Source organism: Nonomuraea sp. CA-143628 (assembly GCF_050942315.1).
In the GTDB taxonomy this organism is placed as follows: domain Bacteria; phylum Actinomycetota; class Actinomycetes; order Streptosporangiales; family Streptosporangiaceae; genus Nonomuraea.
The window spans coordinates 12,857,681-12,870,387 of sequence record NZ_CP192072.1 but is presented as its reverse complement, the minus strand read 5'-3'; the positions used below and the strand labels follow the sequence as shown (position 1 = coordinate 12,870,387).

The window sequence follows — 12,707 nt, the reverse complement described above, 5'->3', positions numbered from 1 at the left end:
GCCGCGACGATCACAACCTGAGGCCTGTTCGGTGTCACTGTCATCTCCCTAAGGGTCATCTCCCTAAGGGTCATCTCCCAAATGGTCATCTCCCTGAGGCGATTGCCGGCTCTCGGTGCTCTTGCTGGGCCGGCGCCAGCTGTTCGTGGAATCCGCCGTCGGGGGACCGTGTGATGATCCCGGTCTCCACTCCGTGCTCGGCCACGTGGTGATCCGTCTGCTGAAGTGCGAGGCAGATCCACCGGGTGATGACGAAGGCGATGACAGGGCCGATGACCACGGCGAACCTGAAGAAGATCGTCACAGCATTGACGTTCATCTGGAACTGATGGGCGATCTGGTCGTTGGCCGCGGCTGCCCACAGCAGGCCGTAGAACGTGACGCCGGCGACCGCGATGGCTGTCTTCAGCGGCGTCTCACGTGGGCGATCGAGCAGGTCATGCGCGAGGGTCTCGCGGGCCATGCGGCTCGTGGTCTTGGGCCGGCCCTGCGCGTCACGGCGGCCGCGTCGCGAGAGGAGGAAGCGCTCGGCCATCGGGTAGGCGGCCAGGGCGGTGAAGAAGACCCCGGGTATCACCAGCGTGGGGACGAGGACCGCGAGGCTGAGTGTGTAGTCCCCGACGGTGAGTTCCCACCCGGGCATGATCCGGAGGGCGCCGTCGAGGAACCCCATGTACCAGTCGGGAACCGAGCCCGCCGAGATCTGCGTCGGCTTGGCAGGGCCGTACAGCCATATAGGGGCGATCTGGAACCCGAACCCGAGAATGATCAGCATGCCGATCGTCGTGAGCGCCATCAACGGGCGTGCGCCCCGTCGCGTCGGCAGCGAGTCGATGAACCGGGAGTGGCCGTGCCGCCGCACCAGCAGGTTGCGGGCGATCAGCAGCGCGGCGATGACGACCGCGATCAGCAGGTGCCCCCCGTACATGACCGGAATGATCCTGTCACCGGGAAAGCCCGGGCCGAACAGCAGCGACAGCGCCCAGGTTCCCATCACGGGGATGGACTGCACGACCGACGTGATCAGCCACAGGCTCCCACCCGACAGCATGTCGTCGGGCAGGGCGTTGCCGGTCTCGCCCGCGGCCATGCCCAGCGCCAGCAGCGTCACCCAGATCAGCCACTGCCCAGTGCGCGGGCGACGGAACGCGCCGGTGAGGAACATGCGCAGCAGCTGCGACACGACGGCCGCTACGAAGACGAGCGCCGCCCAGTGGTGGGCCTGGCGGATGAGCAGGCCGCCGCGCACCTCCAGGCTCAGATGCATGGTCGAGTCGAAGGCCTTGCTGACGAAGAGTCCGCGCAGCGGGCCGTACGAGCCGTCATAGGTCACCTGGGACATGCTGGGGTCGTAGAACACCATCAGCACCGCCCCGGTCACCGCCAGAACGACGAACGACCAGACGGCGATTTCCGCGAACATGAACGACCAGTGAGAGAACTGAAACGAGCGGTGTTTGGCCAACAACGAACGCATTTGCGCCCCCTAACCTTGCCTACTCATACGACGGAATAAGGCCCGGGAGTGTGACGCCGATGAGGCGGCGGTGACGGTGATTCGCGTCACTACCATCGGGTCCTTTCCCGAGGGGCTGACGTGCCCACGCCTGCCTACGCGGCCGCCCGGGTCACAGCCGGCGACGCGAGAGTTGCGGCATCGGCGGCACTGGGGTCTCGTGTCCGGTGGGCGTGGCGTCGGCTTCGTTGGCATCAGACCTTTTGCTCATGGGGTGGGATAAATCATTCGCTAGCCTCTTCAGGTGATTTCTTACCGTGCGATCGTCCCTGCGGAGCTCGACCGTGTGACCGCGTGGGTCGTGACCGAGCCCGTCGGCTGGATCCCCGCCGACCGTTACCTCGCGGATCTGGCCGAGAACATGTACCGGCCGGAGTGGACGTGGATCGCCGAGATCGGCGACCAGGTCGTGGGACGGGCGCTGTGGTGGGGGCCGAGGGACAGCGCGTACCCGGTCGCGCTCGACTGCCTCGACGTGGATCCCGCGGTGGGTGAGCGCACCGCCGTCGCCGCCGAATTGATCAGGGCCGCGCTGTCGGTGTTCCCGCGGCCGGTGCAGTACGCGATCAAGGCGGCCGGCGGCTGGCGTGACGATCCGGCCACCTCGGCGGCGGTGGAATGGCGGCGGGCGGCAGCGCACGCGGCCGGTCTTACCCAGAAGGTGGAGCGGCTGCAGTTCGAGTGGGCGCCGGGCGACGGGGTGCCCCCGGTGGCCGGGGCGCTGCGGTTCGACGAGGCGTCTGATGAGGAGTTCCTGGCGGTGTTCACCAGAATCGCCGAGGGCAGCCTGGACTTCCAGACCCGAACGAGCGTGGAGGCCAAGGGCGTGGACGCGACCGCGCGCGCAGAGATGGACTTCTATCTTGGAGCGCCGGGCAAGCGGGAGTGGTGGCGGATCGCCTATACGCACGAGGGCGAGGTGGCAGGTATGGCGATCCCCTCGGCGACGCCGTACAGCGTGAACGTGGGGTATCTCGGGGTCGTCCCGGAATTCCGGGGGCGCGGATACGTGGACGAGGTACTCGCCGAGATCACCCGCATGCACGCGGCCAACGGAGAGCCGCGCGTCACCGCCACCACCGACGTGGGCAACGCGCCGATGGCGGCCGCGTTCCGGCGCGCCGGATACCGCAACACGGAGATCCGGATCAACCTCTCCAACGACCTCCGGTCTTAAGGCCGCCGTGGGTTCACGGTCACCTCAAGGACGGTGGCGTGAGCGCCGTCGGCGTCGATGAGGTGCTCTTCCACGGTGGGACCGGTGACAGCCAGCCGGTGGCGGTGCAGCCAGCCGAACAGGTCCTGCCCGGCGCGGACCACCCCTGCTGAGGGCGGAACGACGGCTCGTACGACGGTGCGGGCAGGCAGGGAGAGCTGCTCGCCGGCGCCGTCGGTGGTCACCGCGGCGGCGAAGCCGCCCGTCGGCTGCCCGCGAAGCCAGGTCAGCAGGGTCGCCGGTGGCGCCGGGCAGACGGCGGCCAGTTCGCCGGGATGGTCGAGGCGTATGCGGCGAACGCGGAGTTGACGCGAGTCCACCGCGGTCCGCTGAGGCAGGATCGACATCGGCACGGCGAGGTGGTCCTCGGCGTGAGCCGCGGTCGCGGTCAGCGTGGCGATGTCACGCCTGATGTTCGCCACGATCTCGGTCAGGGCCTGCCGCAGCTGCGGCTCGGGGGCGTCCACCAGATCGGCGATCCGGCGCAGCGGCAGGCCGAGGTGTCGCAGCCCGCGGATGCGTTCGAGGCGGGACAGCTCGGCCACGCCGTACCAGCGGTAGCCGTTGGTACGGTCGACGGCGGCGGGAACCAGCAGCCCGATCTTGTCGTAGTGGCGCAGGGTCCGTTCGGATACGCCGACCATGCGCGCCAGTTGCCCGATCCGCCACATGGCGCCCCTCTCCTGGCAGGTTGACTTTGTCCCTGCGTCAGGGTCCTACCGTCACGGTCCATGACTGATCCGAACCCTCGGCGCCGGCTCACCGGTGTGCTGCTGTTGACCTCGCTGGTAGCCATGATCGCCGCTACGGCCATCGTGGTGCCATCGGGGTTGACCCTGAGTCCGTCCGACCCCGGCGCCGCGATGGACGCGGTGCGCGAGCAGGTCGGGCTGCACTTGACCGAGTTGGCCTTCGACGTGCTGGGCTGGCTGGCACTGACCGCGGCCGGGCTGGTGATGGCCGCTCGCCCGGCCGAGAGCCCGGACGAGACGTCAAGACCGTATCTGGTGACGCTGGCCGGTGGCCTGCTGGCCGGCGCCGGGCTGGCCGGGCTGCTTCATGACGCCGGAAACCTGGCACTGACCCAGCTTGCCGCCCAGCCGAGCGCTACGGGGGTGCTGGCCGTCCTGCTCACCGCCAAATGGGCGGTCAATCTGGCCGGGCTGCTGTGGGTCGCCGCCACCGCCGCCGGCGCGGCGGGCATCCCGATGCCCGCCTGGCTCCGTGTCACGGGCATGATCGCCGCACTCATCGGCCTGGCCGCGGTCGTGCTTCCGTGGACGACCGGGACCGGCGGCCCTACGGGGACACTGGAACAGCTCGGGTACGCGCTCCACATGCCCGTCATGATCTGGTACGGGATTCTGGCCTGGCGGTATCTGCGCAGGCCGCCTCGCGGTCAGCCCTCCGTGCGGGCGGGCAGCCGCCATCCCGGACGCGGGAAGTGGCAGGTGTAGCCGTTCGGGTAATGCTGCAGGTAGTTCTGGTGCTCGGGCTCGGCCTCCCAGAAGGGGCCGACCGGCTCCACCTCGGTGACGACCTTGCCCGGCCAGAGTCCGGAGGCGTCCACGTCGGCGATCGTGTCCTCGGCGACCCGCTTCTGCTCGTCGTCCACGTAGTAGATCGCCGAACGGTAGCTGAGGCCGATGTCGTTGCCCTGGCGATTCTTGGTGCTCGGGTCGTGGATCTGGAAGAAGAACTCCAGGATCGCGCGGTAATCGGTCGCCTCGGGGTCGAAAAGGATCTCGATGGCCTCCGCGTGCGTCCCGTGGTTACGGTACGTCGCGTTCGGCACGTCACCCCCGGTGTAGCCGACCCGGGTCGCCGTCACTCCCGGAAGGCGGCGGATCAGCTCTTCCATTCCCCAGAAGCATCCGCCCGCCAGCACGGCCCTCTGCGTCTGCGTAGCCATGACGACCCCCTCCAAGATCTCTCAGCTCGGTCGCTCGGGCACCACCGGCATCCCATGCCTGCCCGCTCTTCTCAACGCGCGAGGGTTCCGAGCGATTCCGTGCCCGCGCGGCCGCAAGCCACGGACAAGGAGCCGGCGCGGTGGGTCGCGGCGCCGGCGAGCCGCCCGGTCAGCGGCCATCCGGAAATTCGCTGGCCGTCTGAGCCGCCCCGCCCTCACGCTGTACACCATGGAACAACCGCAACGCGGGATCCGTGCCGCCTATTCGGACTCGACGATCACCGTCTACCAGGCGTACGACCCGGAAATCGGCCTGCCCGCCGTCCGCGACGGCCGTTTTCCCGCCGCGTGGAAACGGAACAGGATGACGTGGATCAAGCCGTCGTTCCTGTGGATGATGTACCGGTGCGGCTGGGGCGCCAAGCCGGGGCAGGAGACCGTTCTCGCCGTCGAGATCAATCGTGACGGCTTCGAATGGGCGCTGCGGCACGCGTGCCTGTCGACTTACGTGCGCGGCGTACACTCCGACCGCGAAACCTGGCAGCTTCAGTTGAAGCGCGCCCCCGCCCGTGTGCAGTGGGACCCCGAGCGGGGCCTGCGTTCGCAGCCGCTGCCCTACCGATCCCTGCAGCTCGGCCTCTCCGGTGAGGCCGTACGACGCTACGCCGACGAATGGACGGTCGCCATCCGCGACATGACCCCGCTCGCCCACGAGATACACGCCCTCGTCAGGGGCCGTGACCTGGACTCCGCCGCCCGGCTGCTGCCTCAGGAACACGCATATCCCGCTGGAGACGAGCTTCTTGCCCACCTGCGGGAATGACGTCGATGCGTCACCAGTTGGCCGGCTCGGCCAGGGCGTAGGAGGAGGCGATCCTGGCGTGGTCGTGGTAGATCGACAGTACGCTCGGCCCGGCGGGCGTGCCGTTCCGCCAAGCGGTGCAGTAGATGCCCGACGACCAGCGGATCGTCTGCGATGTCTTGGGCAGGACCGCGACTCCGGTCTTGCTCCACACCTTCTGCCCGTTGACCCAGACCTCGAAGGCGCCCGCGGTGCCGTGGAACTTCAGGCGGGTGACGATCCTGATCCACGTGCCACGAAGGTTCGTGATCTTGGCGAGTGTGGCCGCGAACCCGCCTGAGCCGCCGATCCGCAACTCGTCGTTCTGGACGAACATCAGCTCCCAGGGCCCTTCCGGATCCTCGGGCGACCACTGCTGGAAGGTGACGTTCTGGTTGTGGAACTGCCAGTTCGGCGCCAGGTAGATGGCCTGGCCGTAGTAGCGGTCCTGGCCCACGGCCTGGGTCCGGTTCTGGACGGTCTCGGAGTGATACCCGCCGCCCTCGTTGATGTAGGTCTGCCGCGCCTCGATGGCGGTGGTGCCCTTGTACACAGGGCTGCTGACCGTACGGATCACGCCTTGCTTCTGTGGCTGTTGTGGGTAGTTGCTCCAACCGGTCAGGGTTCCGGTGTCCTGGAAGAACACTTCGGCGGCCGTCGCCGAGCCTGCCGGAGCCAGGGCGGGACCGCGCATAAGGCAACGACGAGGGCGGTGATCATTCGTCGGCGCATGTCATGTCACTCCTCTTCTGTGGGGCGCTTGAGACGCGAGCATGACACGCCGGTAATTATTAGTAAGGGTACTTAAAATATTTGCAGGTCCGAGCGTTCATGGCTTCCGGATCGGCACCTCGCGAGTCCCTGGTCGACGTCGGTGGGGAGCGGGAGAACTTGATCCACGACATGGAGTAGTTACGGCGACGGGCGGTCTGCGTTGTCGTCAACGAGCGAACTTCTCGATGGCCGCCGGGCTGACAGGGGTGAAAAAGTTGACGAGGTTGCCGTCGGGGTCACGCAGCAGGAGCGAGCGGTTGCCCCAGGGCATCGTGGTGGGCTCGTTGACGAACTCCTCGACGAAGCCGAGCAGGTTCTGATGCACGCCGTCCACGTCGTCGACGAGGAATTCGATGATCACGCTGCGGTTGTCGGCCGGCCGGGCGGCGCCAGGCGCGAAGAGCGCGACGGTGCGGGTGCTGCCGATCGCGAGGGTGCCGGAGGTAGTGCTGAGCTCGGCGAAGTCCTCGTTGGACCAGCTCGCCCGCACACCCATGGCTCGCTCGTAGAAGTCGACCAGGCGCGCGACGTCGCCCGTGATGATGCGGATCGAGACGAGGTTCATGGTTCTCTCCTTGTTGTCTGCCGGATTGTTCTCGTCCCACGTTAGGACAAATACTGGACAGAAACGGTCCGGTATTTTCGCTTAGATTTGTGACATGGCTCGCCCTACTCACCGCGTGCTCACCCTGCTGGAGCTCCTGCAGTCGGGAGGCACCCGGACGATGGCCGAACTGGCCGACCGACTGGGCGTCGACGGGCGCACCGTGCGACGGTACGTGGATCACCTGATCGACCTCGACGTGCCCGTCGAGTCAGTGCGCGGCCGCTACGGCGGCTACCGGCTCGCTCCCGGATACCGCATGCCTCCGCTCATGCTGAGCGATGACGAAGCGCTCGCTGTTCTGCTCGGCCTGGTCGCCGGTCGCCGGTCAGGATTGATGACGGCGGCGGGCACGGCGAGTGAGACGGCGGCGGCCAAGATCCGGCGGGTACTTCCCGAGCGGCTCGCCCGCAGGCTCGACACCGTGCTCGAATCCCTCGCCTTCACGGCTTCGCCCGGCGAATTCGCGGCCCCGGAGACCGCGGTCCTGCTCTCCATCGCCGATGCGGTGCGCCATCGTCGGCCGATCTCGATCAGGTACACCGCCGCAGACGGTCGGCGCAGCGAACGCACGCTGCATCCGTACGGGCTCGTCGCCCATTCGGGTCGGTGGTACGTCACGGGTGTGGATTCCGAGATCGGGGAGGACCGGACATTCCGGCTGGATCGCATCGCAGACGCGAGGACCCTGCCCGGCTCGTTCGAGCCGCCCGCTGGACTCGATCCGGCGCAGCGCGTCCTGTCGGGGCTCGCCAAGGCTCAGTACCGACATGAAGTGGTCCTGCGGATCCAGGGGACGATCGAGCAGATCCGCGCCCGGCTTCCCGCCAGCGTCGCGACTGTGGAGGAGCCTCCGTCCGCGGGAGGCACATATCCCGGAACCGAGGGCTGGCTCCGCGTCGAGTTGCGGGTGGAGCGGCTCGACTGGTTGCCTCCGGTGCTCGCGTCGCTCGACCGGCCGTTCGTCATCGAGCGACCGGATGAACTCCGCGGCCTCGTCGTCGCGCTCGCGGACCGGCTCGCGGCCTCCGCTCGCAGGGTCCCGCCCCACGCATGACCGCAGTCCAACCAGGAGGCTGTGGCGCGTGTCACACCGATCGCATGTCACGGATCAGCGGCCTGCTTGCATCCCGTGGTTGTCCGTACCCAAGCGAAAGGTACAAAGATGACCACACACCGCAAGGCTGGCACAGCGACCCCCCACCGCGTTCTGATTCTGGGGGCGGGGTACGCGGGCATGGCCGCGGCGATCCAGCTGGCCGCTCGGACCAAGGGGCGCGAAGACGTACAGGTGACCCTGGTGAACCCGCAGGAGCGGTTCACCGAGCGGTTGCGGCTGCACATCTCGGCGACCGGGCAGCAGGTCGCCGAGATGAACATCCCGGAGTTGCTGGAGGGCACGGGCGCGCGGTTCGTGTGCGGCTGGGTGACGGCGATCGAGGCGGACGCCAAGCTCGTGCGGATCGACGATGACCGCGTGCTGCGCTACGACACCCTGGTGTACGGGCTGGGCAGCGTGGCCGACACGGTGACGGTGCCAGGTGTGGAGGAGTACGCGTACGCCCTCAACAGCGCCCACGACGCCGAGGTGCTGGCCGAGCGGCTGGCTCGGCTCGGTCGCGGTACGGTCGTGGTCGGCGGCAGTGGGTTGACCGGTGTCGAGTCCGCCGCGGAGATCGCCGAGCGGCACCCCGAGCTGAACGTCGTGCTGCTGGGCCGGCAGGAGCCCGGCGCGACCATGAGCCCCAGGCCGAAGGCCTATCTTCAGTCCGCGCTCACGCGCCTGGGTGTCCAGATGCGCAGCGGGGTCGAGGTGAAGAAGGTGTTGCCCGACTCCGTCGAACTGGCGGGCGGGGAGAGCGTCGCCGCCGACGTCGTCCTGTGGACGAGCGGTACGCGGGTGTCGCCGCTGGCGGCCGCCGCCGATCTGACCGTCGACGAGCGCGGACGCATCGTCACCGACGCGACGCTGCGGTCGGTCTCGCACCCGGACGTGTACGCCGTGGGCGACGCGGCCGCGATCCGCCAGGGCTACGGAGTCATGCATGGCACCTGTCAGGGTGGCATGCCGACCGGTGTGTACGCCGCGGTGTCGATCGTTCGTGCGTTGGACGGCAAGCGGATCAATCCGTTCCGCTTCGGCTACTACCACACGCCGGTGAGCCTGGGGCGGCACGATGCGGTCGTCCAGTTCACCCACCCCGACGACAGCCCCCGACGGGTGCATCTGACCGGCCGCATGGCGGCACGGTATAAGGAGGCGGTGACCGCTTCGCCCTGGCCGACGTACGGCCGTATGAAGAAGATGCCGGCCTCAGGCGCGTTCTGGCCCCGTGGCGGCCGCTTCACCCGTGTCCGAGGTGTGCGATGAGCCGCCAGTACCGGGAGCACGACCAGCAGGTGTTCGACCAGCATCGCAATCTGCTGTTCTCGGTGGCCTATCGCGTTCTCGGCACCGTGGCCGACGCCGAGGACGCGGTGCAGGACGCCTGGATCAAGTGGTCGGCCGACGACCGTTCGCAGGTGGCCGACCCCAAGGCCTATCTGGCGCGGATCGTGTCGAATCTGGCCCTGCAACGGCTGCGCTCGACCCGGTACCAGCGCGAGACCTACGTGGGACCGTGGCTGCCGGAGCCCATCCTCACCAGCGGCGACACCGCCGACGACGTCACGAGCGCCGAGTCGGTGTCGACGGCGATGCTGGTGGTGCTGGAAACCCTGAGTCCGCTTGAGCGCGCGGTGTTCGTACTGAAGGAGGTCTTCGACTTCAGTCATGCCGAGATCGCGCAGGCGGTGGAGCGTTCCGAGACGGCGGTACGCCAGGCCGCGCACCGCGCTCGCGAGCACGTGCGGGCTCGACGGCCGCGCTTCACCGCCGACCGGTCGCGGCAGCGCGACGTCACGGAGCGGTTTCTCGCCGCCGCGACCGGAGGCGACATCAACACCCTCATGGAGCTGCTGTCTCCGGACGTCACGCTGTGGACCGACGGGGGAGGCAAGGTCCGGCAGGCCCTGCTTCCGGTCGTGGGCGCCCAGACGGTCGCCGCCTGGTTCGGCGCCATCGGGAAGGTCACGTACCAGGGTGTCGAGCCCGGCGACATGAACGCCGAACTGGTCGAGATCAACGGTGGGCCGGGCATGGTGTTCAGCGGTCTGGGACGCGTCATCGCCACTGTCACCTTTGATTTCGACGCTGACGGGCGCATCACCGCCCTCCATAACATCGCTAACCCGGACAAACTTCGGGCCATCGCTGAGGGGGTCATTCGCACGCTCTGAGGTCCGCGCGCTATCCGAGGTCACGCCGTTGGAAAGCGGCCAGCCCGGCAGCGGTGAGCGAGGTGGCGACGACGGTCAGCAGGATCAGCGGCGTCATGGTGAATTCGGCGACCGGAAGCCCGGGGGTCTGCGCGAACGGCGACACCGTCAAGATCGACGGGTCGGCGTGCAGCAGTTCCACCGCGAACTCCAGCACGAAGCACAGACCGAGCGCGACATAGGCGACGACCGCGGCGAGCCGCGGCAGCAGGCCGTACACCAGCACCGGAACGGCGGCCAGCACCAGGACCGACGGAAGCCGGGTCAGGCTCGCCCCCAGCAGCCGGGCGATCTCGCCGCCCGCGTTTCCCGTGGAGAGCCCGTAGACCAGACCCATCCCGAGACCGAGCCCGGCCAGTACGATCGCCGACCCGGCCGCGACGACGGCCAGGTGGCCGCCTGCCCAGCGCAGCCTGCCGATCGGGCCGGTCAGGATGACGTCGGCATGGCCGGAGGTCTCCTCCGCCCGCAGGCGCAGGGTCGCCTGAATCGCGTAGACCGTGATGACCTGGCTCATCAGGTAGATGACGAAGGCGAAGAAGCCGTCGGCGGGACGGACGCCGCCACCCATCCGCTCGATCAGGCCCCTGAGAGCCTCGCTCGCGTTCAGTTGCTCGGCGGCGCTCTTCGCGGCGCCTCCCAAGCCGGCGCCGAACGCGGTGGACGCGACGGCCCAGGACAGCAGCGTGCCCCGCTGCAGCCGCCAGGCCAGGGCGAGCGAGGTACGCAGGCCCGGCGCCGCCTCGGCGGGACCGAGCCGGGCCGGCAGGATGCCGGCCCCCAGGTCCCGGCGGGCGGACATCCGGTACGCGCCGACCACCAGCAGCAGGGTCAGGCCGATGACCAGCAGCAGCGGCCAGTAGTGGTCACCGGCGAAGGGACGCATGCGCTGGGTCCAGCCGAACGGCGACAACCAGGACACCCAGGAACTCTGCTCAAGGTCCGCGACTGCGCGCACCGCGTACAGGATGGCCATCGCGGTGGCGGCGAGGCCGGCTGCGGTACGGGAGCTTTCGGTCAGCTGGACCGCCAGGCCCGCGAGCGCGGCGAAGACCCAGCCGGCTGCGGCGACCGACAACCCCATCACCAGGGCACCCTGTGCAGGCAGTCCCTGGCCCATGAGTCCCAGTGCCACGACAAGGGCGGTGACCAGGCCGGCGGCGAACGCCACGGTCAGCGCGGCCGTCAGTGCCGCGTGCCTGCCGACCACGGTCGAGCCCAGGAGCTCGCTACGGCCCGCTTCCTCCTCCCCGCGGGTGCTGCGGATCACCAGGAACAGGCTCGCCAGTGCGATCAGCAGGGCGGCCTGCCCACGTACGCGCCACGCGGCGAGCCCGGCGGCGGACGAGTCATAGATCGGGCCGATCATCATGAGCTGCGTCGGGTCGCCATTGGTCGTGTGGAGGAACGCCTGGCGCGCCTCCTCCGTGGGAAACGCGGCGGCCACCGAGCCGGCCACGCCGATCACGAGCAGCGCCACGAGCCCGTACCAGACCGGTAACCGCACCCGGTCGCGCCGCAGGATGAGCCGGATCAGTCCGCCGGTGCCGGTGAGAGTGCTCATCGCTGTGCCACCGCGTGCTCTCCGTTCGAGTCCGCGCCGGACAGGTCGTCTTCGTAGTGGCGCAGGAACATCTCCTCCAGCGTCGGTGGCTGGCTGACCAGGCTCCGCACGCCTACCTTCACCAGCTCGCGCAGCAGCGCGTCCAGCGCGTCGCCGTCGACCTGGCAGCGCAGCCGGTTGCCCTGCGTCCACAGGCTGTGTACGCCCGCCGATCCGGCGAGCTGGGGAACAGGACCGGCGAGCTCGGCCGTGATCGAGGTGCGGGTGAGGTGGCGCAGCTCGGTGAGCGTGCCCGTCTCCACCGTGCGGCCGTGCCGGATGATGCTCACCCTGTCGCACAAGGCCTCGACCTCGGCGAGGATGTGGCTGGACAGCAGCACCGTACGTCCCTTGCGCCGCTCTTCCTGGATGCTCTCCTGGAAGACCGCCTCCATCAGCGGGTCGAGGCCGGAGGTGGGCTCGTCCAGGATGAGCAGGTCGGCATCCGAGGACAGCGCCGCGACCAGGGCCACCTTCTGCCGGTTGCCCTTGGAGTAGGCCCGCCCTTTCTTGCGTGGATCCAGTTCGAAGCGGTCGAGCAGTTCGGCCCGCCGCCGGGGGTCGATCCGGCCGCGCATCCGGCCGAGCAGGTCGATCGCCTCGCCACCGGACAGGGTCGGCCACAGGGTCACGTCACCGGGTACGTACGCCAGCCGCCGGTGCAAGGCGGTCGCGTCGCGCCACGGATCGCCGTCCAGCAGCCGAGCGGTGCCGGAGTCCTGACGCAGCAGGCCGAGCAGGATCCGGATGGTCGTGGACTTACCGGCTCCGTTCGGCCCGAGGAATCCGTGCACCTCACCGGCCCGGACCGTCAGGTCCAGACCGTCGAGCGCCCGAGTCCGGCCGAAGGTCTTGACCAGACCGGACGCGGAGATCATGTTTGCCATACTTCGGACACTACATGAATTTCATGAAATTCGTGA

General features: G+C 68.7%; 13 protein-coding genes. 6 read left to right on the top strand and 7 right to left on the bottom strand.

Annotated elements, in window-relative coordinates:
- Window positions 1-85: 85 nt before the first annotated feature.
- Window positions 86-1,477 (bottom strand): cytochrome b, encoded by a 1,392-nt coding sequence (locus tag ACQP2T_RS58605; protein ID WP_433513338.1) that lies wholly within the window; start codon window positions 1,475-1,477, stop codon window positions 86-88.
- Between the two features lie 283 nt (window positions 1,478-1,760).
- Between ACQP2T_RS58605 and ACQP2T_RS58600 the strand changes: the two genes are divergently transcribed.
- Complete coding sequence (locus tag ACQP2T_RS58600; RefSeq protein ID WP_433513337.1) at window positions 1,761-2,693, top strand: GNAT family N-acetyltransferase; 933 nt, start codon at window positions 1,761-1,763, stop codon at window positions 2,691-2,693.
- Here ACQP2T_RS58600 and ACQP2T_RS58595 read toward each other — a convergent pair.
- Window positions 2,690-3,403, bottom strand: coding sequence for a MerR family transcriptional regulator (locus ACQP2T_RS58595; RefSeq protein ID WP_433513336.1), 714 nt, complete (start codon window positions 3,401-3,403; stop codon window positions 2,690-2,692). The two genes, ACQP2T_RS58600 and ACQP2T_RS58595, sit on opposite strands and share 4 nt — an antisense overlap.
- Before the next feature lie 60 nt (window positions 3,404-3,463).
- Here ACQP2T_RS58595 and ACQP2T_RS58590 point away from each other — a divergent pair, with 60 nt between their 5' ends.
- The gene (locus tag ACQP2T_RS58590; RefSeq protein WP_433513335.1) at window positions 3,464-4,189 is read left to right on the top strand and encodes a hypothetical protein; all 726 of its coding nucleotides are present in this window, start codon (window positions 3,464-3,466) and stop codon (window positions 4,187-4,189) included.
- On the opposite strand, the gene msrA is transcribed toward ACQP2T_RS58590, so the two are convergent.
- Entirely contained in the window at window positions 4,132-4,644 is a 513-nt protein-coding gene (gene msrA, locus ACQP2T_RS58585) for a peptide-methionine (S)-S-oxide reductase MsrA (RefSeq protein WP_433513334.1), read from the bottom strand. The two genes, ACQP2T_RS58590 and msrA, sit on opposite strands and share 58 nt — an antisense overlap.
- Window positions 4,645-4,873: 229 nt before the next feature.
- On the opposite strand from msrA, the gene ACQP2T_RS58580 reads away from it, so the two are divergent.
- Window positions 4,874-5,467 (top strand): DUF4291 domain-containing protein, encoded by a 594-nt coding sequence (locus ACQP2T_RS58580; protein WP_433513333.1) that lies wholly within the window; start codon window positions 4,874-4,876, stop codon window positions 5,465-5,467.
- Window positions 5,468-5,477: 10 nt separating this feature from the next.
- Here the strand turns inward: ACQP2T_RS58580 and ACQP2T_RS58575 are convergent, their stop codons facing one another.
- Window positions 5,478-6,179 carry a polysaccharide lyase gene (locus tag ACQP2T_RS58575; protein ID WP_433513332.1) on the bottom strand — a complete coding sequence of 234 codons (702 nt, stop codon included), beginning with the start codon at window positions 6,177-6,179 and terminating at the stop codon, window positions 5,478-5,480.
- Window positions 6,180-6,425: 246 nt separating this feature from the next.
- On the bottom strand, window positions 6,426-6,824 hold the full coding sequence (locus ACQP2T_RS58570) for a VOC family protein (RefSeq protein ID WP_433513331.1): 399 nt from the start codon (window positions 6,822-6,824) through the stop codon (window positions 6,426-6,428).
- 94 nt (window positions 6,825-6,918) lie between these two features.
- Here ACQP2T_RS58570 and ACQP2T_RS58565 point away from each other — a divergent pair, with 94 nt between their 5' ends.
- The 3 genes from ACQP2T_RS58565 to ACQP2T_RS58555 all read left to right on the top strand — a co-directional run bounded on the left by ACQP2T_RS58565 (window position 6,919) and on the right by ACQP2T_RS58555 (window position 10,142).
- Window positions 6,919-7,920, top strand: a complete 1,002-nt coding sequence (locus ACQP2T_RS58565) for a helix-turn-helix transcriptional regulator (RefSeq protein ID WP_433513330.1) — start codon at window positions 6,919-6,921, stop codon at window positions 7,918-7,920.
- 108 nt (window positions 7,921-8,028) lie between these two features.
- Entirely contained in the window at window positions 8,029-9,234 is a 1,206-nt protein-coding gene (locus tag ACQP2T_RS58560; RefSeq protein WP_433513329.1) for an NAD(P)/FAD-dependent oxidoreductase, read from the top strand.
- Entirely contained in the window at window positions 9,231-10,142 is a 912-nt protein-coding gene (locus tag ACQP2T_RS58555; RefSeq protein ID WP_433513328.1) for an RNA polymerase sigma-70 factor, read from the top strand. Before ACQP2T_RS58560 ends, ACQP2T_RS58555 begins: the two co-directional genes overlap by 4 nt.
- Before the next feature lie 10 nt (window positions 10,143-10,152).
- On the opposite strand, the gene ACQP2T_RS58550 is transcribed toward ACQP2T_RS58555, so the two are convergent.
- Window positions 10,153-11,745, bottom strand: a complete 1,593-nt coding sequence (locus ACQP2T_RS58550) for an ABC transporter permease (RefSeq protein WP_433513327.1) — start codon at window positions 11,743-11,745, stop codon at window positions 10,153-10,155.
- On the bottom strand, window positions 11,742-12,671 hold the full coding sequence (locus ACQP2T_RS58545; RefSeq protein WP_433513326.1) for an ABC transporter ATP-binding protein: 930 nt from the start codon (window positions 12,669-12,671) through the stop codon (window positions 11,742-11,744). Before ACQP2T_RS58545 ends, ACQP2T_RS58550 begins: the two co-directional genes overlap by 4 nt.
- Window positions 12,672-12,707: the final 36 nt, after the last annotated feature.

Coding starts and splice junctions, on each gene's coding strand:
- ACQP2T_RS58605 (WP_433513338.1), bottom strand. CDS start 1,477: ATGCGTTCGTTGTTGGCCAAACACCGCTCGTTTCAGTTCTCTCACTGG.
- ACQP2T_RS58595 (WP_433513336.1), bottom strand. CDS start 3,403: ATGTGGCGGATCGGGCAACTGGCGCGCATGGTCGGCGTATCCGAACGG.
- ACQP2T_RS58590 (WP_433513335.1), top strand. CDS start 3,464: ATGACTGATCCGAACCCTCGGCGCCGGCTCACCGGTGTGCTGCTGTTG.
- msrA (WP_433513334.1), bottom strand. CDS start 4,644: ATGGCTACGCAGACGCAGAGGGCCGTGCTGGCGGGCGGATGCTTCTGG.
- ACQP2T_RS58580 (WP_433513333.1), top strand. CDS start 4,874: ATGGAACAACCGCAACGCGGGATCCGTGCCGCCTATTCGGACTCGACG.
- ACQP2T_RS58575 (WP_433513332.1), bottom strand. CDS start 6,179: ATGCGCGGTCCCGCCCTGGCTCCGGCAGGCTCGGCGACGGCCGCCGAA.
- ACQP2T_RS58570 (WP_433513331.1), bottom strand. CDS start 6,824: ATGAACCTCGTCTCGATCCGCATCATCACGGGCGACGTCGCGCGCCTG.
- ACQP2T_RS58565 (WP_433513330.1), top strand. CDS start 6,919: ATGGCTCGCCCTACTCACCGCGTGCTCACCCTGCTGGAGCTCCTGCAG.
- ACQP2T_RS58560 (WP_433513329.1), top strand. CDS start 8,029: ATGACCACACACCGCAAGGCTGGCACAGCGACCCCCCACCGCGTTCTG.
- ACQP2T_RS58555 (WP_433513328.1), top strand. CDS start 9,231: ATGAGCCGCCAGTACCGGGAGCACGACCAGCAGGTGTTCGACCAGCAT.
- ACQP2T_RS58550 (WP_433513327.1), bottom strand. CDS start 11,745: ATGAGCACTCTCACCGGCACCGGCGGACTGATCCGGCTCATCCTGCGG.
- ACQP2T_RS58545 (WP_433513326.1), bottom strand. CDS start 12,671: ATGGCAAACATGATCTCCGCGTCCGGTCTGGTCAAGACCTTCGGCCGG.